The organism is Chloracidobacterium sp., from assembly GCA_025057975.1.
Lineage (GTDB): Bacteria > Acidobacteriota > Blastocatellia > Chloracidobacteriales > Chloracidobacteriaceae > Chloracidobacterium.
The window spans coordinates 70,811-96,375 of the sequence record JANWUV010000008.1; the positions used below are offsets into that span (position 1 = coordinate 70,811).

Annotated in this window: 17 protein-coding genes and 1 tRNA gene; 12 read left to right on the plus strand and 6 right to left on the minus strand. The window is 59.8% G+C overall.

Annotated features, from left to right (window positions below):
* Nucleotides 1–21 precede the first annotated feature (21 nt).
* Entirely contained in the window at nucleotides 22–486 is a 465-nt protein-coding gene (locus tag NZ585_08650) for a hypothetical protein (protein ID MCS7080105.1), read from the minus strand.
* Nucleotides 487–659: 173 nt separating this feature from the next.
* Here NZ585_08650 and NZ585_08655 point away from each other — a divergent pair, with 173 nt between their 5' ends.
* From NZ585_08655 to NZ585_08670, 4 genes are all read left to right on the plus strand, one after another.
* Nucleotides 660–2,591, plus strand: coding sequence for a protein prkA (locus NZ585_08655; GenBank protein MCS7080106.1), 1,932 nt, complete (start codon nucleotides 660–662; stop codon nucleotides 2,589–2,591).
* A 20-nt stretch (nucleotides 2,592–2,611) separates the two neighbouring features.
* Nucleotides 2,612–3,901 carry a 3-phosphoshikimate 1-carboxyvinyltransferase gene (aroA, locus tag NZ585_08660; protein MCS7080107.1) on the plus strand — a complete coding sequence of 430 codons (1,290 nt, stop codon included), beginning with the start codon at nucleotides 2,612–2,614 and terminating at the stop codon, nucleotides 3,899–3,901.
* 49 nt (nucleotides 3,902–3,950) lie between these two features.
* Nucleotides 3,951–5,357: a sigma-54 dependent transcriptional regulator gene (locus tag NZ585_08665; GenBank protein MCS7080108.1), complete on the plus strand. Its 1,407-nt coding sequence runs from the start codon at nucleotides 3,951–3,953 to the stop codon at nucleotides 5,355–5,357.
* A gap of 301 nt (nucleotides 5,358–5,658) precedes the next feature.
* On the plus strand, nucleotides 5,659–7,014 hold the full coding sequence (locus NZ585_08670; GenBank protein ID MCS7080109.1) for a glycosyltransferase family 2 protein: 1,356 nt from the start codon (nucleotides 5,659–5,661) through the stop codon (nucleotides 7,012–7,014).
* 141 nt (nucleotides 7,015–7,155) lie between these two features.
* On the opposite strand, the gene NZ585_08675 is transcribed toward NZ585_08670, so the two are convergent.
* Nucleotides 7,156–8,940, minus strand: a complete 1,785-nt coding sequence (locus tag NZ585_08675) for an ATP-binding protein (protein MCS7080110.1) — start codon at nucleotides 8,938–8,940, stop codon at nucleotides 7,156–7,158.
* Nucleotides 8,941–8,982: 42 nt separating this feature from the next.
* Nucleotides 8,983–9,726 (minus strand): 4'-phosphopantetheinyl transferase superfamily protein, encoded by a 744-nt coding sequence (locus NZ585_08680; protein ID MCS7080111.1) that lies wholly within the window; start codon nucleotides 9,724–9,726, stop codon nucleotides 8,983–8,985.
* 29 nt (nucleotides 9,727–9,755) lie between these two features.
* On the opposite strand from NZ585_08680, the gene NZ585_08685 reads away from it, so the two are divergent.
* The 6 genes from NZ585_08685 to ftsY all read left to right on the plus strand — a co-directional run bounded on the left by NZ585_08685 (nucleotide 9,756) and on the right by ftsY (nucleotide 17,237).
* The gene (locus NZ585_08685) at nucleotides 9,756–10,916 is read left to right on the plus strand and encodes an alpha/beta fold hydrolase (GenBank protein ID MCS7080112.1); all 1,161 of its coding nucleotides are present in this window, start codon (nucleotides 9,756–9,758) and stop codon (nucleotides 10,914–10,916) included.
* Nucleotides 10,917–10,940: 24 nt separating this feature from the next.
* Nucleotides 10,941–11,705 carry a crotonase/enoyl-CoA hydratase family protein gene (locus tag NZ585_08690; protein MCS7080113.1) on the plus strand — a complete coding sequence of 255 codons (765 nt, stop codon included), beginning with the start codon at nucleotides 10,941–10,943 and terminating at the stop codon, nucleotides 11,703–11,705.
* Nucleotides 11,706–12,833 (plus strand): PQQ-binding-like beta-propeller repeat protein, encoded by a 1,128-nt coding sequence (locus NZ585_08695; protein MCS7080114.1) that lies wholly within the window; start codon nucleotides 11,706–11,708, stop codon nucleotides 12,831–12,833.
* Nucleotides 12,834–12,909: 76 nt separating this feature from the next.
* Nucleotides 12,910–13,007 (plus strand) — tRNA-Sec (locus tag NZ585_08700).
* Between the two features lie 100 nt (nucleotides 13,008–13,107).
* Entirely contained in the window at nucleotides 13,108–15,819 is a 2,712-nt protein-coding gene (locus NZ585_08705; GenBank protein ID MCS7080115.1) for a PBP1A family penicillin-binding protein, read from the plus strand.
* Between the two features lie 44 nt (nucleotides 15,820–15,863).
* Complete coding sequence (gene ftsY, locus NZ585_08710; GenBank protein MCS7080116.1) at nucleotides 15,864–17,237, plus strand: signal recognition particle-docking protein FtsY; 1,374 nt, start codon at nucleotides 15,864–15,866, stop codon at nucleotides 17,235–17,237.
* A gap of 294 nt (nucleotides 17,238–17,531) precedes the next feature.
* Here the strand turns inward: ftsY and NZ585_08715 are convergent, their stop codons facing one another.
* The 3 genes from NZ585_08715 to NZ585_08725 all read right to left on the minus strand — a co-directional run bounded on the left by NZ585_08715 (nucleotide 17,532) and on the right by NZ585_08725 (nucleotide 22,522).
* Nucleotides 17,532–18,899, minus strand: a complete 1,368-nt coding sequence (locus NZ585_08715; protein ID MCS7080117.1) for a response regulator — start codon at nucleotides 18,897–18,899, stop codon at nucleotides 17,532–17,534.
* Nucleotides 18,900–18,932: 33 nt separating this feature from the next.
* Nucleotides 18,933–21,182 carry a response regulator gene (locus NZ585_08720; protein ID MCS7080118.1) on the minus strand — a complete coding sequence of 750 codons (2,250 nt, stop codon included), beginning with the start codon at nucleotides 21,180–21,182 and terminating at the stop codon, nucleotides 18,933–18,935.
* 275 nt (nucleotides 21,183–21,457) lie between these two features.
* A complete protein-coding gene (locus tag NZ585_08725; protein MCS7080119.1) occupies nucleotides 21,458–22,522 on the minus strand; it encodes an energy transducer TonB in 1,065 nt (354 codons plus the stop codon).
* A gap of 242 nt (nucleotides 22,523–22,764) precedes the next feature.
* On the opposite strand from NZ585_08725, the gene NZ585_08730 reads away from it, so the two are divergent.
* Both NZ585_08730 and NZ585_08735 read left to right on the plus strand, forming a co-directional pair.
* Nucleotides 22,765–24,240 carry an AarF/UbiB family protein gene (locus NZ585_08730; GenBank protein MCS7080120.1) on the plus strand — a complete coding sequence of 492 codons (1,476 nt, stop codon included), beginning with the start codon at nucleotides 22,765–22,767 and terminating at the stop codon, nucleotides 24,238–24,240.
* Nucleotides 24,241–24,292: 52 nt separating this feature from the next.
* The gene (locus NZ585_08735; GenBank protein MCS7080121.1) at nucleotides 24,293–25,555 is read left to right on the plus strand and encodes a hypothetical protein; all 1,263 of its coding nucleotides are present in this window, start codon (nucleotides 24,293–24,295) and stop codon (nucleotides 25,553–25,555) included.
* Nucleotides 25,556–25,565 lie beyond the last annotated feature (10 nt).

A 25,565-nucleotide genomic window follows, 5' to 3' on the forward strand; every position in this document is an offset into this window, starting at 1 on the left:
GACGGCTGTCGCCGACGGGCGTCATAAACCGCTCAGCACCAAAAACTCCGGCGTCACAATGACGGGACAGGGAAAGCCGCTCGTCAGATTGAATCGCCGCACCCGCGCCTGCCGGTGGATGCTGGCGATATGCCCAAAGTTCCAGGTGACGAAAAAGTCCACATTGTGTACGGAGGCGAGGGCGACATGGAAGGCGTCGGCCAGGAAGCGCCGCTGAAAAATGCCGCAGCCAATGTAACCCGCCGCCAACATGGCGGCTTCCTCGCAGATGGGAAGGTAGGGGAGCGGCCGAATCAAGTTCAGGTACGCCGAACGGTGCGGTTCCGCCAGTTGTTCGAGTTCATAGCGCACCAGCGGTGAGACGAACGGCTGGTACTCGTTCAGGTCGTATTCCCACCACCGCAGGGTGAGGTCGCGCCGAAAGGGGTCATCATTGTCGAGATACGCCCCAATAACGGATGTTTCAAGGTAGAGCGTTAGTTTCACCGGAAAACCTCAAGCCTTTCCATCTACACGACAATTGACACTACGACAATTGACGCTGACGCCGAATGCGCCCATACTTCCCGGCAAGACGGTCTGCGCGCTCAGCGCAGGCCGCGCGCAGACTGCTTGCGCTGGATTTTTGCATCTCATCGTCCGTGACGGGAGTCGCTGCCATGTCTGACACTACACCCGCAAAGCCCGATATTACCCAGCTTTTAGAAGCGCACCGGCGTGAACGCGCTTCGCTGCATTGGGAAGGGACCTTCCGTGAGTACTTCGAAATGGCGGTCAAGCGGCCCAAACTGACGCAACTGGCGCATGCCCGCATCTGCGACATGATTCTGGCCGCCGGTACGACGGTCATCAATCCGGGGACACAAGACGAAGTCACGCGCTATAACTTCTTCAGTGAAGAACTCTTCGGGATTGATGAAACCATCGAACAACTGGTCGAGTACTTCAAGTCCGCGGCGCAGCGTCTGGAGGTGCGCAAGCGGATTCTTCTCCTGATGGGGCCAGTCGGCGGCGGGAAGTCCACCATTGTCACGCTGCTCAAGCGCGGCCTCGAAAAGTGGACGCGCACTGAAGAGGGCGCCGTTTACGCCATCAAGGGCGACCCAATGCACGGCGACCCGATGCTTCTGATCCCACAGGAACTGCGCCCCGAAATCCAAAAGCACTACGGAATTTACATTGAAGGGGAACTTAGCCCGCAGGCGCGCTACGATTTGGAGCACACCTACAAGGGCCGCCACGAGGATGTCATCGTTGAACGCATTGTGTTTTCTGAGAAGGACCGCGTCGGCATTGGAACATTCGCTCCGAGCGATCCAAAATCGCAAGATGTTTCTGAGTTGACCGGTTCGGTTGATCTTTCGATGATTGGCGAAGTTGGCGTGGAAAGCGATCCACGCGCCTACCGCTTCGACGGTGAACTCAATGTCGCCAATCGCGGCATGATGGAGTTTATTGAAATCCTCAAGTGCGATGAAAAGTTCCTCTACTCGCTGCTAACGCTTTCTCAGGAACAGGCCATCAAGACCGGCCGGTATGCGATGATCTACGCCGACGAGGTGATCATTTCGCATACGAACGAAAATGAATACCTGGCGTTTGTTGGGAATAAGAAAAACGAAGCCTTGCAGGACCGCATCATTATGATCAAGGTGCCGTACAACCTCAAGGTTTCGGAAGAGGAACGCATCTACAAGAAGCTGATCTCGCAAAGCAATCTTCAGGATGTCCACATTGCGCCCTACACGTTGCGCGTCGCAGCAATGTTCGCTGTACTGACCCGTCTAGAGCCGCCGAAGCGAGCCAACATTGATCTCATCAAGAAGATGAAACTCTATGACGGTGAGGACGTAGACGGCTTCAAGAGCAAGGATGTCAAAGAGCTAAAGGCTGAAGCTGTCCGCGAGGGGATGTTCGGCATTTCGCCGCGCTATATCATCAACCGTTTGTCGAGCGCGCTCGTGCAGGACTCGAAGAAGTACATCACGCCGATTGACGCGCTGCGCGCCATCCGTGACGGCTTCGATCAGCACACTGGCATCACGCCTGAAGAACGTGAGCGGTATCTCAATCTGCTAACACTGGTACGGAAGGAGTACGACGAAATCGCCAAGAATGAAGTGCAGCGGGCGTTTGTCTATTCGTTCGAGGAAATGGCGAAGAGCATCTGCGACAACTACCTCGACAACGTAGAAGCCTACTGCAACAAGGAGAAAATTAAGGACGCGATTACTGAAGAGGAAATGGAGCCGGATGAGCGGCTCATGCGCTCGATTGAAGAGCAGATTGGGATTTCAGAGAACGCCAAGAACATGTTCCGGCAGGAAATCCTGATCCGTATCTCAACCTATGCCCGCAAAGGCAAGCGGTTTGAGTACACCTCGCACGAGCGCCTGAAGGAGGCTATTGAGAAGAAAATCTTTGCTGACTTGAAGGATATTGTCAAAATTACGACCTCAACCAAGTCGCCGGATGCCGATCAGTTGCGACGGATCAACGAAGTGATTGACCGACTGGTGAAAAAGCATGGCTATACGCCGGAAAGCGCCAACGAGTTGCTCAAGTACGTCGGCAGTTTGCTGTCCCGGTAAGCGCGTTATCGGAGTCCGAGATGGCGCGGCGGCTTGAGCCGACCCGTCGTCTGTGTGGGCGGGTCCACCTACCGGGTGACAAATCCATTTCGCATCGCATGGCGATGTTGGCCGCCATTGCGGACGGCGACACTGAACTTGAAAACTACTCGACAAGCGCTGATTGCGCAGCGACCCTTGAGTGTCTGAAGCGATTGGGCGTGAGCGTCCGCCCTGCCGTGTCGGGTGTGGTCATCGGCGGGGTGGGGAGGAGCGGTTTCCGGCCGAGCGCCGCCACCCTCGACGCCGCCAACTCCGGCACGACCATCCGCCTGCTGGCGGGCTTGCTCGCTGGGCAGCCGTTTGAGACGCGCATCACCGGCGATGCTTCGCTGCGGCGGCGGCCAATGCGGCGCATCATCGAGCCGCTGCGACGCATGGGCGCAACCCTGACCGCCGTGGATGACAATTTTGCCCCGCTGAGTGTGCGGGGCGGCGACCTGCGGGGCATAACGTATGAGTCGCCTGTCGCCAGCGCGCAGGTCAAGTCCTGCCTGTTGTTGGCTGGACTGTTCGCCGCTGGTGACACGACGGTGATTGAGCCGATGCCGACACGCGACCACACGGAGCGCCTGTTGGGCGCGTTCGGTGTGCCGGTCACCATTCAGGGTTCAGCCTGTACGGTGACGGGCGGTTTGCCGTTACAAAGTCCGGGACGGCTGCGCGCGCCGGGCGACTTTTCGGCGGCGGCGTTTTTCATCGCCGCCGGTTTGATGACGCCGACGGCCGACATCAGGCTTGAGGGCGTCGGGCTCAATCCAACCCGCACCGGCTTCCTGACGGTGCTGCGCGCCGCCGGGGCAGAGGTTGAAGTAGCGAACGAGCGCCTTGAAGGGGGAGAACCGGTTGCCGACTTACGGGTGACGCCCGCAACGCCGCGTCCGATAAGGACCCTTCGCGCAACCGGTGCATTGACCGCCAACGCCATTGACGAAATCCCTATCCTCGCCATCTTGGGCGCGTACTTCCATGGTCTTGAAGTCGCCGACGCCAGCGAGTTGCGCGTCAAGGAAAGCGACCGGCTGGCGCTCATTGCGCACAACTTGCGCGCGATGGGCGTTGCGGTGGAAGAACGCCCGGACGGCTTGACCATTCCCGGCGGCCAACGGCTGCGTGGGGCGACCATTCACACCGCTGGCGACCACCGCATTGCTATGGCGTTCGCCGTGGCTGCGCTAGTTGCCGACGGCCCGACGACGCTTGACGACGCCGACTGTGTCTGCGTGTCATTCCCGAATTTCTTCGCCGTGCTGGATCAGGTGCGGGGCTAAGCCTGACGTGATGCGTTCAAGTGAGTGTTGAGAGAAGTAGAGAGGGACGATGCCGAGAAAAGGTTCACTATTGGTCGTAGACGACGAAGAGGTCATGCGCGACGTGCTGGAGACCCTGCTTTCCAGCGCAGGGTATAGCGTCAGGGTTGCCCGAACGGGCGAAGAAGGGTTGGAACTCTACCGCGAACACGTCTTTGACGCCGTTCTGCTAGATGTTTCGATGCCGGGCATGGGCGGGCTGGCGACGCTGGACGCGCTGCTCAGGCACGACCCGGAAGCCGTCGTGATTATGATCACCGCCTATGCCACGTTTGAAACAGCGGTCGCCGCGTGGCAGCGTGGCGCGTTCAACTGCATTCGCAAGCCTTTTGAAAACAGCGACATCTTGCGCGTGGTCGAAGCTGGTGTGCGTCGCCGCCGCAAGGACGAGGAACATGCCCAGCTCAAACGCACCCTTCAACAGAGCGCGGAAATGCATGGCATTGTCGCTCGCAGCGCCGCCATGCGCGAGATTCTGGCGCTCGTCGAACAGATTGCTCCGGCCCGCACCACGGTGTTGATTCAGGGCGAATCCGGGACGGGGAAGGAACTTATCGCCCGCGCGATTCACTTTGCGAGTCCACGCGCTAAAACCGGCCAGTTTGTGCCCGTCAACTGCAGCAACATTCCGACAGAACTGTTGGAAAGCGAGTTGTTCGGCCATGCACGCGGCGCCTTCACTGGCGCGTTCACAGCCAAAAAAGGGCTGTTTGACATCGCCGACGGCGGGACGTTGTTTTTGGATGAAATCGGCAACATCGCCTTCGAGACCCAAGGCAAGTTGCTGCGCGTCATTCAGGAACGCGAGTTCATCCCACTTGGTGAGACGACACCGCACCGGGTGGACACGCGCATCGTCGCTGCAACGAACCTTGACCTCAAACAGGCTGTCCAAGAAGGTAAGTTTCGGGAAGACCTGTTTTATCGCCTCAATGTCATCACGATCAAAATTCCACCTCTGCGCGAACGCCCAGAGGATATCTTGCCGCTGGCGCGACACTTCATCCGCAAGTACAACGCTGAAAACCAGCGCCAGATGTCTGAAGACATTGACCCAGAGGTGCTTGCTCTGCTCGAAGCCTATCCGTTTCCCGGTAACGTCCGTGAGCTGGAGAACGTTATCGAGCGGGCGGTGGTTATCTCGCGTACCAACTCACTGACGGTGGAATGCCTGCGGGATGAGATTCTCAACCCCCCAACGAAGCGGTCTGCAACGACGCCGCCGGGTAGCTTGCTGCCTTCACATCTCGACATTTCACAGGGCATTCACTTCTATGACGTGGTTGCGCAGTTTGAGATTGAGCTGATTCGGCGGGCGCTTGAGCTGACGCGCAATCATCAAAGTCGGGCGGCGAAACTCCTTGGGCTGAACCCAACGACGCTCAACAGTAAGATTAAGAACTACAACATCAAATGAACAACATCTAATGACAGTGTTTATGTACCTAACCTCTCTGCGTTTTTTGGAGCAACCTCAGAACTGGCTTCCCATTGTTCAGGGAATATCCGATCTAGAGAAATTTTCCCGAACGAATAACATTAGTTATCTCTACACATCTGACACATTTGACTGGATAATCTTTTTTCTGTACTTCGGCTTACTCTTTATCCTAGCTGTTTATGGTGCTTATCGGTTGAGGATCACCTACCTCTTTTTGAAGTACCGTCGCTTTCGTCCACAACCGAAAGCATATTTTGACGAAGCAAATCTACCACGTGTGACGGTTCAGTTGCCCTTGTTCAATGAGATGTATGTCGTCGAGCGTCTGCTGGCAGCTTGCGTCGCATTAGACTACCCAAAGGATAAACTGGAGATTCAAGTTCTGGATGACTCGACCGATGAGACGCAGGCTATTGCCAGGGCCGCCGTCGAGCGTTACGCCGCGCAGGGAATTGACATTGTTTACCTCCACCGGACGGAGCGGAAAGGCTTCAAAGCCGGCGCTCTAAGTGAGGGACTGAAGGTCGCTAAGGGGCAATTCATCCTCATTTTTGACGCGGATTTCCAACCGAAGCCGGATTGCATTCGGAAGATGATCCACTACTTTACAGAGCCCCGCGTTGGCGTCGTTCAGTTCCGGTGGAGCCACCTCAATGCTGAGTACAACCTACTGACGCGCGTTCAGAGCGTCATGCTGGACGGCCATTTCGTTGTCGAACACACGGCGCGGCATCGCAGCGGCGGCTTTTTCAACTTTAACGGTACGGCCGGCATGTGGCGGCGGGAAGCGATTGAATGGTCGGGTGGCTGGCAGGCGGATACACTGGCAGAGGACACGGATTTGAGCTACCGCGCGCAACTACTGGGCTGGAAGTTTGTGTATATTCTGGATGAAGATGTGCCGGCTGAGCTTCCGGTGGACATCAATGCCTTCAAGGTTCAGCAGCGCCGGTGGGCGAAAGGCTATACGCAGGTTGCTATGAAGATTCTGCCGCGACTAAGCGGTTTGCACTTGCCGTTGCATGCTAAGATTGAAACCTTCTTTCATTTGTCAGGCAACTTGATTTATCCATTGATGATTTTGTTCCACTTGCTTCATCTGCCGATTCTCATTGTTCGGTACAATCAGGGACTTTTTCACCTGATGCTGCTGGATGTGCCGTTTATGTTGCTTTCAACGTTCTCAGTGACGTTATACTACCTCATATCGCTCAAAGAACTGCACGGAAGACGTTGGAAAGATTTACTGATGATTTATTTAGCGATGTCTATCGGCATCGGTATCTCCATCAGCAACGCCAAGGCCGTCTTGGAGGCCCTGCTTGGCGTTCAGAGCGGATTTGCGAGGACGCCAAAGTACGCCATTGATGGAACGTCACCGGCGCAAGACTGGCAGCGAAAGAAATACCGCCGGAACATGGGTTGGCTGCCGGCGCTTGAAATCAGTATGGCGATCTACTTTGTCTTGGCGATTGCTTACGCGGTACGCAGTGAGATTTGGGGCGTCCTACCGTTTCTTGCCATTTTTGTCATTGGCTATGGCTATGTCGGTGTCGCTTCTCTACTAAACGGGCTGGGGGTCCAACGGGAGACGGAGCGAATCAGCGGTGACCTTACGCCGGCGATGGAGTAAATCCCCCAGCTCGGCTTGGACATACCACCTTCCGTCGGCGGAAGCAGGAAGGATGGAAGCATCGAGCGTCGGCGCTTATTGTCTCCCATTGAACGTGAGTTTTTCGAGAGGGCCGCTGGCATGCTGGTGAGTCGCTACACGTCACTTTGCCCCGTCTGAAGTGGGTTGCTGCGTTGACGCCGGCGCGACGGTCTCTCCTGATGTGAGCGTCGCTGGCGTGGGAACACCAGTCGGCGTACGCCGGAAGCTTAGTCGTGAATCTGTGACGGTCTCAGGGGGGGACGCCGGCGCTGTGGCCTCCCACGGAAGCGCCACCACCACCTCGGCACCGGTAACGCCATCGGTACGGTTGCCAATCCTGACTCGCCCGCCATGGTCGGAAACAATCTGATAAACAATCGCCATCCCCAGCCCTGTGCCGCCTTCCCGGTTGGAGTTAAACGGCTCAAACGGACGCGCCAAGTTTTCCGGCGGAAAACCAGTGCCGGTGTCGGTGAGGTGAATCTCGACGTACTCGGCGGTGGGACGGATGGCGATAGTGAGCCGACCACCCTGTGGCATCGCCTGAACAGCGTTCCGCGCAAGATTCCAAAAGACTTGCTTGATCTGGTCGCCGTCAGCCGTAATCGGCGGCAGGTCGGGTGGGGCGTCGAGGATGATTTCGTGGTCGGGGCGTATTTCAGGGCTATGCTGCAATAGGGAAATTGTCTCGCCGATGAGCCGGGCCACGTTGACGGATGCCAGTTGGAGTGGTCGTGGTCGGGCATACCGGAGAAAATCCTCAATCGTCCGGTTGAGACGGTCTGATTCCCGGAGCACAATCCGCATCAGCTTGGCTTGTTCTTCGTCAAGGTTTAGTTCCGATTGCAGGAGCTGGATCGAACCACGCATGGCGGCTAGCGGATTGCGGATTTCATGGGCGATGCCAGCGGCCATCTTGCCCAGTGCAGCCAGCCGATCTTGGCGGCGGATTTCTTCTTCCAGCTTGAGGATTTCCGTCAAATCCTGAAAGGAGAAAACGTAGCCGGTTGTCTCACCGGCTTCGCTCGTCAGCGGCGAGACAGCGAAGCCCAACCGCAGCAGGCGTCCGTCAGCCGCCCGACAGTCGGTTTCAAACCGGCGGAAATCGTCTTTTGCGTTCGGCGATGGTTCTCCGGGGAACGCCTGATGAAGCATACCAAACACCTCCTGAAGCGGTTTGCCCCGGACACGGCTGGCGCAGTAGCCAGTGATTTCCTCGGCGGCGCGATTGAAGGTCATAATGCGTCCCGTTAGATCCACCGTCACTAGCCCGCTTTTGACGCTTTCCACGATCCGTTCATTGAAGGCGCGCAGTTGGGCGAGGTCGCGGGCGGCGGCTTCCAGTTCGGCGTCGCTGCGGCGCAGCCGTTCGGCCAGCTGGCCGCCAAGCACCGTCAACGCCAGAATCGCAATAACGTACAGCAGCGGGTTGTTTTGGAAATACCGCTCGTTTTGTTCAACGATGGCATAGCCGCCCACTAACAGCCCGACTTTGAACGAGACCAGCAAACCGACATAGGCCAGCGCACAGGCGACGCCGACGGCGATGGTTCCAATGCGCGGCAGAATCATCGCCGCCACAAACACAATCACCAAGTAGAGCGGCGCAAGTGGAAAGGCTGAATCGCGCATCTGGTAGGTCAGCCATGTCACGGCGACCACATCCCCCAGCAGTTGGACGTATCCCTGAAGGAGATAGCGTTCGGACATTCGCAGCCACGTGAAATACGCCACCGACAGCGCCCCAACAGCGACCGCCAGCCAGACCAGTGGTTGGGGGTTGATGTTAGCGTTCGCCCATGAACTGTCGGAACGCGCCATGGCGACGGCCAACGCCAGCAGCGTCGAAACGACCACCAACCGTGTGACGATGAGGTTGCTAAGGCGCGCGTAAAGAGGGTTCATAAGCCGCCGTGGGCGGCGCAACGCCAGGTTGTTGTGGGGCAGTCACAACCAGCCAGCGGTGACAATCTCAGGCGTGCTGTCCAACCACCGCTCGACCGCCAGCGCCGCGCACACGCCCTCCCGTACAACATCCTTGACCAGCCAAGAGCCGCCGTGCCGATCCTGTATCGTGAATGCAGCCGGATGCGCCGTGCAAGGCGTTTCCCACCGCAGCAACCGCCGCAGGGCAGCCTGTCCGCTCGCTTTGAGGAGCGCTTCGTGGCGCGTCCAACCGCGCTGCACCGCTTGGACACGATCGGCTTCCGGCAGCGCCTGAAGCCGCCGCCAGGCGTCTTCCGACAGACACCGGCGCGCGACAGCCAACCAGCGCGCCGTTCGGTCGGAAAGCTCAACATCCACGCCAAGCCGCCGCCGGTAGGTCACGGCGAGCAGCCCGATATCGCCGCTGTGCGCCAAGCTGAACGACAAGTGCGGCGCGTCCTGAATGGACGGCTTGCCGTTCGGTGTGTAGGCAAACCGCAGCGTCCGAGGCGCTGTTCCGAGGTAGCTTGCCAAAACACGGCGCAGGTGCGCTCGTCCCCGGCGAAAGCGACGCGCCGCTTCGGAATGCGCCAATCGCTCCGCCCGACAGTGTTCGTCGCGGCTGAGCAGATCGGCATCGGCGTCCGTCGCTGGCCCGTCTAGCGACAGCCACCAGAGATGAACAGTTTCCGGCGGCAACGCCCAACGTTTCGTCGCCGGAGTTGCCGATTGAGGCGTACTTTGGTTTAAGTAGACCGCTGTCATAACGTTGAAGTCTTGTTTGTAACGCCGTTATGTCGCTGCTCCTTGCCGAACGCCTTTTTACAGCCTTTTTCGGCCCGCCGACCGGCCCGCTTGAGGAAGACGGCTACGCTGAAGGCCGGCCGCGACGGACGGCCGCCGCTGCGCGTCCACTGCGCTACGAACTACTCATAGATGCGCCGACGTTGAAACTGCGGCGTTACCTTCCCCTACGGCGGCCGCGCCGTCGCCTGCCTATTTTGCTTGTGCCGCCGCTGATGGTCACGGCCGACGTGTTTGAACTCCACCCAAAACGCAGTCTGGCGCGTTATCTGGTTGAACAAGGCTACGAGGTTTTTCTGTTGGACTACGGCAAGCCGCAGGCGCGCGACCGGCGGCTGTCGCTGGGGCGATATATTGCGCACCGCGTCCATCAGGGCGTGCGGTTGGTCAAGGAAGCGACCGGGTGCGAGGAGCTTTCGCTTGTCGGTTATTGTCTGGGCGGAATTTTCGCCAACTGTTATGCGGCGTTGCATCCACAGGCTGGCATCCGCAATCTTGTCACCATTGGCACGCCGACCGATTTTTCAGCAATGACACTCCATCGCGTTTTGGCCGGCGTTTCGCGTCAGCCGTTGGAAGCGCTCGCCGCGCATTACGGCTACATTCCGGCTCCGGTCTGCAACGCGGCGTTTCATCTACTGCATCCTGACGCCATCATGCGACATCCGGTGGAGTTTTGGCGCGGTTTGAGCGACCCTGATTTCGTCGCTACGCCACGCCCGGACGGCGGCCGCTATCTGGAGTACGTCAATCTGACGGAAGCCGCCTTCAAACAGTTGTGGCATAACCTTGTACTTGGCAATGAACTCATGACCGATCAGTTCACCGTTGGTCGCCGCCGCGTGCGGTACGAACGCATCCGCGCCGCCGTGCTGGTCATCGCCAGTCGGGAGGACCGGTTGGTGTCGCCGGCGGCTGTCACCGCCGTCACAAAAAAGCTGACGACCGACGATGTCACAGTTCGCTTTGTAAAAGGTGGGCACTTGGGCATGCTCATTGGCTCGCAGGCGCAGCGGACGTGGCGCGTGACGGCCGAGTGGCTGGATACGCGCTCGCGTCTCCAGCGCGTTGCGGCGACCAAGCCGACCACAGTTGTCCCGCTGTCGGTCGGCGCGGCGCAACCGGCGGTCGCTCTGCGCAAAGTCTCATAGTTCACATCCCGGAAGCGACCACCCATGGAAACCGTCACGTACGAGGTACAAGAGAACGTCGCCGTCGTAACGCTCCAGCGACCTGAGGCGCGCAACGCGGTGGATGACGCGACGGCGGCGGCTCTGGACGCTGCGTTTGCGCGTTTCGACGCGGATGACGCCGTCGCGGTCGCCGTCCTGACTGGAGCCGGCGGACATTTTTGCGCCGGAGCTGATCTCAAAGCCGTTGCGGCCGGCGCACGGGTCAACCTCCACGAAACTGGCGTCGCTCCCATGGGACCGACTCGCCGCCGCCTGTCCAAACCCGTTATTGCGGCTGTTGAAGGCTATGCCGTCGCCGGCGGACTGGAGCTGGCGCTCTGGTGTGATCTGCGCGTCGCCGCCGAGACGGCCGTCTTCGGCGTCTTTTGCCGACGCTTTGGCGTCCCGCTCATTGACGGCGGAACGGTGCGCCTTCCTCGATTGATTGGCTTTGGACGGGCCATGGACTTGATCTTGACGGGTCGTCCGGTGCGCGCCGACGAAGCGTTGGCGATAGGTCTTGTCAATCGCCTCTGTCCGACGGGAACGGCGCTGGAAACGGCGGTGGCGTTGGCGCGGGACATCGCCGCCTTCCCGCAGACTTGCCTGCGCAGCGACCGCCTGTCGCTCTACGAACAGGCTGAACTCACCTGGGAACAAGCGCTCCACAACGAGTTTCGGCGCGGTATGGCGGTTGTCGCCTCTGGTGAAACCCAAGCCGGCGCGCAACGCTTTGCGGAAGGCAGTGGCCGCCACGGAGCTTTCTAAATGACTGATTGCAGCCGACGCCAGTTGATTTGCGGGCTGGCCGGCTTGGCGGCAGAAATGTCCGTAGCAGGTGCGCAGCGGCGGCCGCGCCTTCGGGTGACGACCGTGCTCAACGGACGGGCGTCGGTGCCACTGGTCACATTGCCGACCGAGTGGCTGTACCTTGATCCGGACGGCGCACGCCGGGAGCCGCTGGCGACGGAAACCGCCGTGTATGTGCCGCTGCGCAGCGGGAAAGTCGTCGCCTTGGTGCAACGGGACGGCGCGCGTCTGTGGGAAACCGCGCCCGGTGTGGCAACGACGGGGGCGTTGGCGCGGTTGGGCGAGCGCCTCATTGCCTGTGCAACGCGCCCGGTGGCGGACGGTGTAACTGGGCCGGTCGGCATTGTGCGCTTCCTCGACGCAGCGACTGGCGTTGTCCGGCGCGAAATAGAACTGCCGTCTCCCATCACATCGCCGTTGGTCGGTGATGGGGTGCGGTTGTACGCCCGGCTGGGGACAACGGAAGCAGCGGCGTTCAGGCCGGATGATTTCTCTCTGCTGTGGCAAGTGACCGGCGACTTCACAGAACACCTAACCTGTGACGGCGACGGCGTTCTGGTTGGAACAAGGTCTGGTGCGCTTTGGCGGCTGCGTGCAGCCGATGGCGGACGGCAGTGGGGATGCACCTTAGGTGGCGCACCTGGGCCGGCGACCGGCGACGCCGAACAGGTGTACTGTGGTACGGCGCAGGGAGAAGTGGTCGCCATACGCCGTGCCGACGGCCGCATCCGTTGGCGGCGGCGTGTTGGCGGAACGGTCGCCGCGCCGCCGCTGATTGATCGGGAACGTGTGCTCATCGCTTCGTATGATAACTTTCTCTATGCCTTCGCCGGGCGGACCGGCGTTATGCTGTGGCGGCAGCAGATGGCTGGACGGCTGGCGACGCCACCGGTGCGCTTGACAGAGGACAGCGTGGCGGTGGCGGCGCTCGACGATGATGAGATTACAATTGTGAGCAGCGTGGACGGGCGGATTATCGCGCGACGGCGGCTGGCGTCGGAGCGCGTCTTTTCAGCGTTGCACTTAGCTGGTGGGTTGGTCATTGCCGCCACCGAACGCGGCGTCGTCGCCGCCAAACTGTTGTAGCCGGAACTAGGCTAGAACTACCGGCACGGGCTGCGTCTTTGCCGGTCTTTTTGGGGTCGAGCTTCTGAGAAGGGTTGGAGGCGCATGCGGTCGGGTGGCCGTCACGGACTTCAAATCCGGTGCGTCCGTATGGAGATACGGATGGGTGGGTTCGACTCCCACACGCCTTCGCCAACAAACCCGGCCGTGCGGCGCAGATTGCACAATGTAAAAAGTCGGCGAATAATCCGCCCCACAGGAGCGTTCCCTCGGTTGTGGGAACGGTAGCCGCTCTATGTCAAACGTTCTCAAGTTGTCTTACCTGGATGAAGCGCTGACTGCGTCCGTCGCAGCGCTACCGTCGGTGTGGCGTCGCCGGTTGTTTCTCCCGTTGTCGCTGCTGGCCGCCGCCGCCGCCGGATCGCTAAGCATGTGGCTGTTCCTACAATGGTTCGCCACGACAGACGACCACCGCCAAGTGGCGGCGCTGGCCGATTTTCAGCCCAGCGTGGTAACGCGCGTGTACGCCGAAGACGGCCGTACCGTAATTGGTGAGTTCGCCCTTGAACGCCGTGTGCCGCTCGCCTACGAGGACATCCCCCTGCGCATGCGGCAGGCGATTATGGCAATTGAGGACGTACGCTTCGAGCACCACTGGGGTGTGGACCCGATTGGGCTGGCGCGCGCCGCGTGGAAAAATTTCCTAGCCGGCCGCACCGTAGAAGGCGGTTCAACCCTAACCCAGCAGTTGACGAAAATTCTGTTCCTGTCGCCGGAACGCACCCTTGAGCGCAAAGTGCGGGAAGCCATCCTTGCGCTGCAAATCGAGCGGCAGTACAGCAAGGAGCAAATCATGGAGCTGTACTGCAACCAGATCAATCTGGGCGGCGGCGCGTACGGCGTCGAGGCCGGCGCACAGTACTACTTCGGCAAGTCAGTCAAGGACTGCACGATTGAGGAGTGCGCGCTGCTGGCGGCGATTCCCAAAGCTCCGTCCAGCTACTCGCCGATTCTCAAGCCGCAGGAAGCCAAACGTCGGCGGAATCTGGTCATTACGAACATGCTCGAAGCGGGCTACATCACGCCGGCCGAAGCCGAAGCCGCCAAGGCGACCGACCTGAAGCTCAATGTCACCTCGGCGCGCGAACTCAACACGAGCGGCCCGTTTGCCTACATCGTCGAAGAAGTGCGTCGCGAACTGGAAAGTCGCTTTGGGACGCGCGGAACACATACCGGCGGACTGCAAGTCATCACAACGATTGATGCGCCCGCGCAGATTCAGGCGGTCAACGCCGTTCGGTGGGGACTGCACCGGTACGAAGAGCGCCATGGCGGCCCTCGGGGAGACGCCCCCATCCCAAACGTTTTGGAGGAACTCAAGGGCAAGGACTTGTCCGCCTACCGCCATCCGGAGTGGGCCTATGAGCCGTTCAACGGGATGTATCTCCATGGGCTGGTGACGCGCGTCAGTGGGCGGACGGCGGAAGTGTCGTTTGGGAAATACCGCGCGACGGTAACATTTCCGCCCGATCGCCCGCTGCGTGAAGGCGACCTGCCGATGTTTCTTATCAAGAGTGGAGCGCCGCGCAATGACGCCTTTGCACCGGCGGTGGAAGCTACTGCTGCGACCGCGCCGCCGCCGACCAGCCGTAAAGGGCGGCGTGATGGGGGAAAGCCGACGCCGGAGACGACGGCCGGTGACGGAACGCTGCAAGTGGAATTGTGTCACCTGCCGTCCGTTGCTGGGGCGATGCTGTGCCTCAACGCCCAAACTGGCGAAATCAAGGTCATGGTCGGTGGCTATGACTTTTCACAGTCGAAGTTCAACAACGCCACGCAGGCAAACCGGCAGACCGGCTCATGCTTTAAGCCGTTTATCTACGCGGCGGCGATTGAGAACGGCTGGACGCCCGACGATCTGGTGTCCGACACGCCCTTCCAGTCGGGGAACTGGTCGCCGCGCAACTACGACGGCGGCTATACTGGCTCGATTTCACTGCGTACGGCGCTGGCCAAATCGCGGAACATCCCCGCCGTACGTCTGCTGGCTAGCATCGGCATTCGGCGCGGCGCAGAGATGGTGCGCCGATTTGGGATCACCAACCCCATGGCGCCCTACCTGCCGTCCGCATTGGGCGCGACTGAAGTGCCGCTAATTGAAATGGTGTCTGCGTATTCGGTGTTTCCCAACCATGGGAAACGCGCCAAGCCGCATCTGATCCGGCGCATTCTCGACTATGACGGCCGAACGGTTTTTGACTTTGATCGGGATGAAACCGAACGTGAAACGCGCGTCTTGTCAGAGTATGTGGCGGCCCAAATGGTAGATATGATGCGCGGCGTCGTTGACGGTGGGACGGCCGCAAAAATCCGCACCGTAACCGACGGCGACCTTGACAAACGCCAACTGGGTGGCAAAACCGGAACGGTCAACGATTGGACGGATGCTTGGTTTATCGGCTACACCCCGTCGCTGACCTGCGGCGTCTGGATCGGCTATCCGGGTGAAAAACGAACGCTTGGGCGCGGCGAAACCGGCAGTCAAGCCGCTCTCCCGATGTGGATTGAGTTTATGAAGGTTTATCTTCGCGGGCGGCCACTAGAGACCTTCGATAAAACGCCGGCTCCTGACCCTGAAATTGAAAAATTGCAAGCTGAACATGACCGGCAAGAGCGGAAGGAACTGGAAAGCGGCGTGGCGACACTGATGGAGGACACGGAAGCTGCGTCGGCGAAGCAAGCGGCGACGGGCCATACGAAAGCGGCGCGCGACGAAGAGCCGGCCAAACCGCGTCATGACCGCACGCTCATTGAAGAAACCACCGGCCAGACCGCTACAGATGAAGCACCGTCGGCCAAACGCGCCCAGCGGCGCGAAGCGTCCGACCAAGACGAATCGCCCCAGCCGCGGCCGAAGGTCAAGAAACCGTCGTTTGTGATGGATGAGCCGCTTAAGCCACCACGTCGTACCTCGCCTCGCTCTGAGACACCGGAAAATGACCGGTAGCGGCGCAGCCGGGCGGCAAACTGCGCCGCCGTCGCAAAAGCGCTATGTTGTTTTGGAGACGCAAGAAGGAAGAAACTCCCGCCGAACGCGCCGGCCTGACGACGCTCTTTGGGAACGAACCGATTCCTGTAGCGCAACCGCAGCCGGCCGAGCCGTCGCCCGCGCCGGTTCTAGAAAGTCCGCCGTCCAAAGCTACCCAAACCGTCGTCGCTGAGCCAGTGATGGTACCGCCACCGACCTTGTCGGATGTGGCGGCGGTCAGTCCATCCGCGCCAGCGACTGCGCCGCTGCCGTTGGCTGAGCAATCACCGCCAGCAAAAACGTCGCCGGAGACGGAGAAACGGGGCTTTTTGTCGCGTTGGTTTGGGCGAACCCAACCAGTAGAGCCTACGGTTTCTGAACCGGCACCGCCGGTCGCTGAACCGGCGGCGTCTCTTGCCGCGCCGCCTACACCGCTGGTGGAAGAGCCCCCCAAGGCGACATTTCTCCTGCGGATGAAAAACGCCGTCCGGCGGACGCGGCAGCAGCTCGTCGGACGGCTGGATACACTGATTCACGGCAAGAAGGTCATCAGCCCGGAGGTGTTGGAAGAACTAGAGGAAATCCTTATCGGGGCTGATATTGGCGTCCGCACAACGATGGAGTTGGTCGAGAAGATTCGGACGCAGGTAGATCGCAAACTCCTCAACGATACGGAGGAACTTAAACGGGCACTGCGGCAGGAGTTGCTAGCGTTGTTGCGCGCGCCGGTGAGGTCCGTATCCGGCCGCGCCGTACACTCGGAAGCCGACCTACCGCTGGACATTCGTCCGTACGTCATGATGGTGGTGGGCGTCAACGGCGTCGGCAAGACAACGACCATCGCCAAGTTGGCCAACCTCATTAAGCGTGAAGGAAACGAAGTCATTGTCTGCGCAGCGGACACGTTCCGGGCGGCGGCGGCCGACCAGTTGACTATTTGGGCGGAGCGGGTCGGCATCCCGGTCATTCGTCAGAAGCCCGGCACAGACCCGGCGGCAGTGGTGTACGACGCCCTCCAGGCTGCTAAATCACGCGACGCCGATGTGGTGATTGTGGACACCGCCGGGCGCTTGCACAACAAGGTCAACCTAATGAATGAGTTGGAAAAAATGTCTCGCATCGCCCGCCGTGAAGTGCCGCAGGCCCCCCATGAAGTGCTGCTGGTGATGGACGCCGCCACCGGACAAAACGGGCTGGAGCAAGCTCGGCAATTTGCTAAAACCGTACCGGTGACGGGTTTGGTGCTAACCAAGCTGGACGGGACGGCCAAAGGCGGCATCGTCGTCGCCATTGCGCGTGAACTGGGTCTGCCCATTCGGTACGTCGGCACAGGAGAACAACTCGACGACTTAACGGTGTTTTCACCAGAAGCTTTTGTGGACAGCCTTTTTGAGTAGTTGCACGGCGGGATTTCGTTTAGAGCCGAAAATGGAGGCTTGTTACATTCGGGCGGCTCAAAGTCTTGGCGGCCCCTAACCCTTGACGTTTCTTACCCCACAACCCCGCAAATTAGGCGACACAATCCTACTCGCTGTTGGCAGGCGGGAACGACCGGCAGCCAGGTACATCCAACTTAGCCAGTAAGATGCTGTGTGCGCTTCTTGAAGTGCTGCCGCGGCCCACCAAGCGGTCTATGGTTTTATATCCTTTTGAGGACTGCTCTTGTCGAAGGCTGAGCGCGTATTGGGAGCTTAGAGCATTTCACCGCAGTGCGGGCAGATGATGTCGCTTTCGAGGACCCGCCCGCCGCAGTGTGGGCAAGTCATTTCCGCCACGACCACTGGGACGCTTTCAGTCGGCGGCGTAACGGCGACAATGACTGCGCTGGCCAGAATGTCGGTGCCGGTTTCCTGAAGCAACGCCACTTCCTCTAAAACCCCATCGCTTGAGACATCCGCCTCATCGAACGTTTCCGAAGAGGCTGCTGAAACGTCCATCGCCGCCGTCGCTTCCGGCGTGAGTGGAATCTCCTGTGTGTTGTTTTCTGGCAGTTCGACTTCGGTCACTTCGTACAGCCCGCCGATGTGCACCGCCGCATTGCTAGTGTCGAATCGGATGCTAAGCCCAGCCGCCGGGTCTGGAGGTGGAAGTTCAGCCGTAATGCGCTCCGGCAGACTAAAGCTGACATCCGTTGTCATTTGCGTCGGAATCGGCGCAAAGAAGTTGGTTGAAGGGTAGGGATCGGTAAAGGGAGTCGCCTGGCTCGTGACGGTCTCCGAAGGAGTGGTTGCCTGTGTCGGAGTGGTTTCCGGCATCGCCGTCGCTGCCGTGGAAACGGCGTCGCTTGTCGCCATCTGGTCGAAAGGCGTTTCACTGAAGTACGCCGCATAATCGCCCCTGGCGACAACCGAGTATGGATCGGGCAACTCCATCGTCGGTGTGGTTGGCGCAGGCGGCGCTGTTTCCTGGGGCGTCTCCATCACCGCTGGTGACAATGCCGACGGGGGGGAAGGTAAGGCGTTGGCTTCCTCTAAAGAATGCGCCGGTGTTGGCGCATCGCCGTCAACCGCTTCTGACGCGACTACGTCCGGCGACGCTTCAACAGCTTGCAGAGGGGCTTCGGCGATAGGGAACGACGCTTCATCCGTGTGCGGTGACTCAGCAGGTGGCTCGCCGCCAAAGACCGCCTCAACGTCTTCCTCCCGAACCTCTTGGACGAAATCGCCCGACTCAAAACCGATTGGCGGACGTCCATACTTGCGCCAGAGTGCATTGACGGTTTCAAGAAGGGCGAACGGATCAAGCGGTTTGACCAAGATTTCATCCGCGCCGACACGCAGCGCCTCGTCTCGGTCAAACGGTTCGCCGTCGTGGTGAATCATCAGCACCGGAAGCTCTAGTTTGAGGACCTGCTTGATGTGACGACAGGCCTCATAGCCCGTCTTTCCGGGCATCAACACGTCGAGGACCACCAAGTCAGGATGCATTTCACCGGCGCGGCGGGCCGCCAAATCGCCGTTGCCGACCGCAACCACTTCAAACCCCTGTTGCTGAAAAAAGGCTTGCAGGTCACGGCGGGTGGGTACGTGATCGTCGGCAATCAGGATGCGGCGGGTCATTCCGAGGCGAGTGGTTGACGTAGCTGACCGTGATCAAAGCCCTTTGGCGATGAACTTGACACGCCCGTTGTCAACCGAAACTGAAAATGAGATGTGGGTGCAGTTGAGCTGGCTTTTGATTTTGGCCGACTGGTCGCACAGGATGCGATGAAAACGCGCAAAGGTGAAATCCTGAATTGACTCGCCGCACTGTCGCTTGGCTGCAACGACGGCATCATAAAGTTGTCTGGCAAGGGCTTCTTCCTTGGCCGGGTCGGTGAATGTAACCCGATACTCACCTTGAAACGCAGGCGGCGGTGGGTCTGACGGTGACGACGGCGGAGCAGTGTAACCCGACGGGGCCGCTGGCACGCCGGGATCATAAGCCGGCGGAATTAACGGTGGCAGGGTCGGTTGCCCCGGAGGCGGAGTCGCTCCATAGGCTGAAGGGGCGGTGTACGGCGGCTGGTAGCCGGGCGGCGCATAGGTCGGTTGAGGTGGCGGCGGATAGCTGCCTTGTCCGTAGCCGGCCTGCCCGTAGCCAGCCGGCGGATATGCTGGCGGGAATGTCTGCGCCGAGTAAGGCGGTGCCGTGGGTGGCAGGTAAGGCGCTTGCGGCACTAAGGGCGCACTGCCGCCCGCCGGAGGATACGCGCCGCCGGGATAGGGCTGGCTGGTCGGGTAGGCTTGACCGGCCGGGTAATGCAATGGCCCAGTCGCCGGATAAGACGGCAGGGACGGTGAGGTGGGCAGGGAAGCCGGAGGAATCGGCGAGGCGCTGGGCGGGGGGACAAGCGGTGCATTCGAAGCTGGCGGTGGAGTTTGTTCGCGGCTGCCGGGAGACCAAAGCACCGCAAATATCCGCAGCAGGTCAATGTCGTGGTGCGCTTGCTGGATGCATTGCCCAACCGTACGTTTGCCGTCTATGAGCGCCATGACACGGCGAACTTTCTCCGGGGGGAAACCAGCAAGCCACGAAGCATCGAAACCCGGCGGCAGCGTCGCTGGCGTACTGGGTGGCGGCAGCGCGGCGATCAAACCTTGCTCTTCATCGTAGCGATGGAGCGCCTCCAAGATGAGCTCTGATGCCCGCATGTTAATGACGTTCGGGCGCGTCACCGGTTGCTGAGTGAAGACGTAACTTCCCTCCGACCACTGCACCATGTGGATGATGGCGGCGATGCCAGTAAAAGAACCGCTTTCCGCATCCACGGCGGCGCCGTCTTTGAAGTAAATCGTTCCGGTCTCCTGACTTGGCGTGACGATCTTGACGACGCCTTCTTTACGTTCGCGTTCCATCTGATTGAGGATGTCGGTGAGGCTCGTGTGGGAGAGTTGTCCTCCGACCCGCGTCGTCGCTGGTTGCCGCTTGAGGATACGCTTGACCTTGAGCGGGATTTCCCGAACGCTAAAAGGCTTGGCCCAGTAATCCTCAACGCCGAGTTCGAGGGCGGAAACCTTCTCGTCTTCCTGTGCGCGGGAGGAAAGGCAGACAAACGGAATTTTGGCGAGGTTTGGGTCGTCCTGAAGGGCAGCGAAAAGCTGGCTGCCGTCCATCTTGGGCATCATCAAGTCGGAAATAATCAGCGCTGGGGTGTGCTGTTTGAGGATGTTCAGCGCCTCCAACCCGTTGTTGGCCGTCATAATCTGACAACCAAGCGGCTTGATGATTTTCTCCAGAATCATCAAAACATGGGGCTCGTCGTCTACCAGCAAAACCAGCCGGTCGGAGAAATCCTCCTGATCTTTGTCTTTCTGAGCGCGGCTACTATTCTCCTCCGTGACCCAAGTGGCTTTCGCCCCCTGCATCCACTTTTCGCTGCGCTCCTGAATCATTTCGCGCAGCTCTTTGCGGTAATCGGCGTCTTTTTCCCCAAAGCCGGGCAGCATTTTGAGGAAGCCCATCGCCGCTTCAGGTTGTTGCTCGCTCAAGTACAGGCTGATCACCTGCCGGCAGTATTCGTACGCCCGGTCGAACTGTCGCGTCTCAAAGTAGATGTTGACGATGTTTTTGAGAATGGTGGCGCGCTGGGCCGGTTCCACCATGCGCTCCACCTTGCGGTAGAACACCAGCGCCAGCTCATACTGCTTGCTGCTGCGATAAACGTCCGCCAGCCGCATAAAGTGGCTAATGGCGGCTTCGAGGTTGCCGCTTTCCTGATACGCCTCGGCTAACCGCTTGAGTGCGTCCACATTGGCAGGGTTGTCGCGGACGGCGTTTGAAAGCTGCTCGATCTCACGCGCCAGCTTCATTTGGTCAAGCTGATTGGCGACTTGTCGGCGGACGTTCTTGAAAAGTTCCATAGCTGCTTACAGATGTTCGGACAGATCCCCCGAAAGCCTTGACGAGTAGAGACGAGTCAAGCGGTCCTTGAGACTTTCCAGCGCCCGCCTACGGCTCTGAGGGAACATTCGGCGGGCGGACAGCGTCGGCAACCAACGCCTCTGACTTGGGTTCAGTCTAGGACAGGTTGATAAATGAAGCAACGGACGACTGAGAACCTGCCTAGAAGGAGAACTTTTTGCTGGAAAAGCAGCGATTCGTTCAGCCTTGTAAACAAAAGCCTTCTCCTCGGAAATTACCCCCGTTTGAAGTTTTGCTTCAAAAGAGCGTTGAGTTGGCTGCGCGTCATCTGAACGGTCGCCGTCAGACGCTTGCCGTCAGCCTTAATGCTGGTATTGTTGAGGAAAGCCGTCGTTTCGGGCTTGCGCGGTACTAGCGCTAGTCCGCTGTTGATGAGCTTTTGCAGGGCGGTGGCTTCGAGTGGCGAGGCGGCAAACCCACCGATGCGCAGCGTCATAAACTGCGGCCCGACGTCCAGCGTCAGCGTTGTCGAAGTCAGAATATGTAGCGGCCCCAGCGCCTGCGAGGCGCTGACAGCGCGCGCAATGGTGAGCGCCGCCTCGTCTACGGCGTCAATACCCGACGACCGCATAATCCGAATGTTGGACAGGCGCCCGCTCGGCTCGACGCGGAAAGCCAGCGTGATGACAAAGGTCTCTTGCTCAAGGTTAAGTTCGCCCGACTCACTGAGCGCATACAGCTTGGTGACAACGGCTTTGATTGGGCCGACATCCACCTTGCCGAAACCCAGCGGACGATTGACGGCGGCGTTCGGTTCATCTCGGGTTGAGTCATCTCGCCGATGCCGCTGCACCTGCTCCTCCGCCTCACGCGCCTGTTCGCGCCGCCGACGTTCAGCTTCAGCGCGACGACGCGCCTCTTCTTCACGTTTGCGGCGGCGAGCTTCTTCTTCGGCGCGGCGACGGGCGGCATCCGCCACCGCGTCCTTGATCGGTGCATCCGGAGCAACTAGTCCTTCGGGATTCGGCAGCGGTTTGTAGCGTGGATCGGTAAGCGTCACCCAGTCCACGTCATACTCGCTTTCGACGACATCCACGTCAAACGGCACGATGAACGTCCGGTAGATTTGATACCCCCAGAACGGCAAGTGCAGCGCCAGCGCCAACGCCAGCCCCAACTTGAAACCGTGCCGCACCCAAAACGAAGGTTGCCCCTCAAAGTCGAGCGTGTGCGGCGTGGCGTAAATGAAGCCGTGCAGGATGTATGTCCGCAGGGAAGGCACGGAGACGGACGGGTCGGAGGTCGGAGGTAGGTCATGAGATGGGCGTTGGTCGGGCATAGGCAAAAGCGTCGTCCATCAAGCGTCCGTCCAGACGCCGCATCGTGGAGAAAAGTTCCCTAGGTTGCAAGCGCGTCGTCTGGTTTGTCCGGGTTCAGCGCTGGGCGGGGTCGAACACAGGGGATTCGGCCCTTGCTTGTCACGCTTCGCTTGCTTTCGTACTATCCTCTCGCCGGAAGTCCTGAGGAATCCGCACTAAGTGCGCATCCAACCGTACTTTCCAACATTCGCCGATATCTGACGTGACGCTCCAAGGTCCTACCATCAACGTCCCCCGCCCGGAACGCGCCGCCTCCGCGTCGGTTCACCGTACGATGGCCGGACGCTACCAAGTCGCGCGCCGTGCGGCGCAGGTTGTCGGAGCGGCGACACCGTTGATTTTGGGTTACTGGCGGGACGGTCGGCGGTTTTTCTTTTTCGGCGGCGCGCGGCGCGTGACCGAAGCGACGCACGCCGAGCGGGCGCGGCGTATCCGCGCCGAAATTGAGCGGCTTGGCGTCAGCTTCATCAAAGTCGGTCAAGTCGTCAGTACACGCGGCGACCTGCTGCCGAAGCCCTATCTCGAGCAACTCCGTCAACTACAGGACAATCTGACGCCGTTGACGTTCGGCGAGGTGCGGGCGGCGTTAGAGGCGACCTATGGCTGTCCGCTGGAGGACGTATTTGAAGATTTCGAGCCGACGCCCATCGCCACCGCCAGCATTGGGCAGGTACACCGCGCACGGTACGCTGGTCAGCCGGTGGTCGTTAAGCTCATCCGACCCGGTATTCAACATCAACTCGCCACAGACTTCCGCATTGTGACGGCGCTGTTGCGATTCCTTGACGAACAGTTGGTGCGCTTTCGACAGGAAAACTCGGATGTCCACGTTCTGACGCGCCTGTTTTCGCAAATCGTGACGGAAGTCAACGCCGGACTGCGCGAGGAGATGGATTTTGTCTTTGAACGCGCCAATGCGGAGCGTTTGGGGGCGTTGTTGGCGGACAACCCACTGGTTGTCGTCCCGCAGGTCATCGGCGAGTTGTGTCGTCCTGAGGTCCTAGTCTTGGAATACCGCCCCGGCATCAAGATCAGCGATGGCGAAGCGCTGCGCGCCGCTGGCTTTGAGCCGCTGCAGATCGTTGAGCGCTTGGTGGAAGTCTATCTGGAGATGATTTTGGTTCACGGCGTCTATCACGCCGATCCGCATCCGGGCAACATCGCCGTGGACGAACGCGGACGCATCATTTTGTATGACTTCGGCATTGTGCGGACACTGTCGGCACGCATCCGGGACAGCCTGCTCAAGATGACGCTAGACGGCCTGCGCGGCGACGTACCGGCAATTGTAGATGAACTCTACCGGATGGGCGTGGTGGACCCGGCGGCTGACCGGACGATTGCACTGCGAGTCGGCGAGAAGTTTCGGGAACTCTATCTGCGCGATATGCCAACGGCGGAGCGGATTGAGGCCATCGGACGCTACATGCGGGATGCGTTCGGGTACGTCCCGCTGCGGATGCCGAAGGAAATGGTTTACGTTTTTCGCGTTGTTTCCATGCTGGAGGGACTGGGCACTTGCTTCAAGCCCGGTTGGAACATCATGGCGGACGCTTCACCGGCGGTGCAGCGGGGCGTCCGTAAGATGATGATGGCAAACAACACCATCAACTGGCCGGAACTCATCGCCCAGTGGGTTGGGCGGTGGCTTCGGACGCTTTTCGTACGCCCGGCTTGAGCGCCTACGGCGTCGGCTGCGGCGGCAGGGAGGGGTTTCAATGCGGCGTTACATGAAGCGACTTCTGTACACAGGTTGTCGTTTGGTTGGCGCGGCGCTCGTGTTAGGCGTGAGCGGTCATGGGGTTTGGGCGCAAAACGGCGCCATTCGCGGCACGGTCTTCTATCAAGCGTCGCCGGACGCCAAGCCGGAGCCGAAACCGGGGGTGGAGATTCTCATCCTGCGGCAGGACATCAAGGGGCGGCTGACGACCAAGACGGATAAGAAAGGCGGCTACTTTTACACAGTCCAAGCGTTTGGGACGTACGTTGTCGTCGCCCACGGACCGGGGTTGAAGTATCAGGTCAAACCGCCGGTGCGCATCACCAGCACCGAGCCGGTCGTCATTGACATCACCATCACGCCGGGCGACGGGACGCTCCCACCGGACGCCCAACTGCTGGAAGAAGCCAAGGGTGGTGGAACCCCCGTGGCGATTCCTGTTGCGCCAACCACGCCACCTCAACCGACTGCCGAGGAAAAGGCGGCGGCGGCCAAGCTCAAGACCGAACGTGAACGCATTGAGAAGGAAAATGAGCGTGCCCGTACCATCAACGAGCAATTGCGCGCTCTGATGGATTCGGGTAACGCGGCTTTCAACCGCAAGGACTTTGAAACGGCGGCAAGCGAGTACCGCAAGGCGCTGGCGCTGGACGAAAATCAACCGGGCTTCCTGGGTAACCTTGCCTCGGCGATGCTCGAAATCGCCGTCAGAAAGTACAATGCCAAGCAGCGCGACGAAGCGCGGAAGGCGTTTCAGGAGTCGGCTGAGGCGGCGGCACGGGCGGTCGCCATCAACGACGCCCAGCCCCCTGAAAAGCGTGACCCCGTTTACCGCAGCAAGGCGGCGGAAGCCTATCGTTTTTTGGCTGAACTTTATGCCGATGCGGAAGCCGGCGAGAAGGCCGGAAAGTTCTACAGTGAACTCGCTGACCTCCAAACCGACCCGAAGAAACGCCACGAAATGAAGGTCAAGGCAGGGGATTCATACCGGTTCGCCGGGAAGTTCAATCAGGCCGATGAGTTTTACCGGGCCGTCCTTCAGGAGGACGGGAACAACATTGCGGCAATGAACGGTTTGGCGATGTCGCTGCTGTCGTCGGACCCGGAACTACTGAATCCGAACAAAGCCGGGGAAGCGATTGCGCTGTTTGAAATGGTGGCCGCTAAGGCGACTGATCCAAACATCAAGCAATCCGCGCAGGCCAGCGCTGAGTACATTCGGACGACGGCGAAGGAAATCGTTCGTCCCAAGCCCGGCCGGAAGAAAAACTAAAACCTTTGGC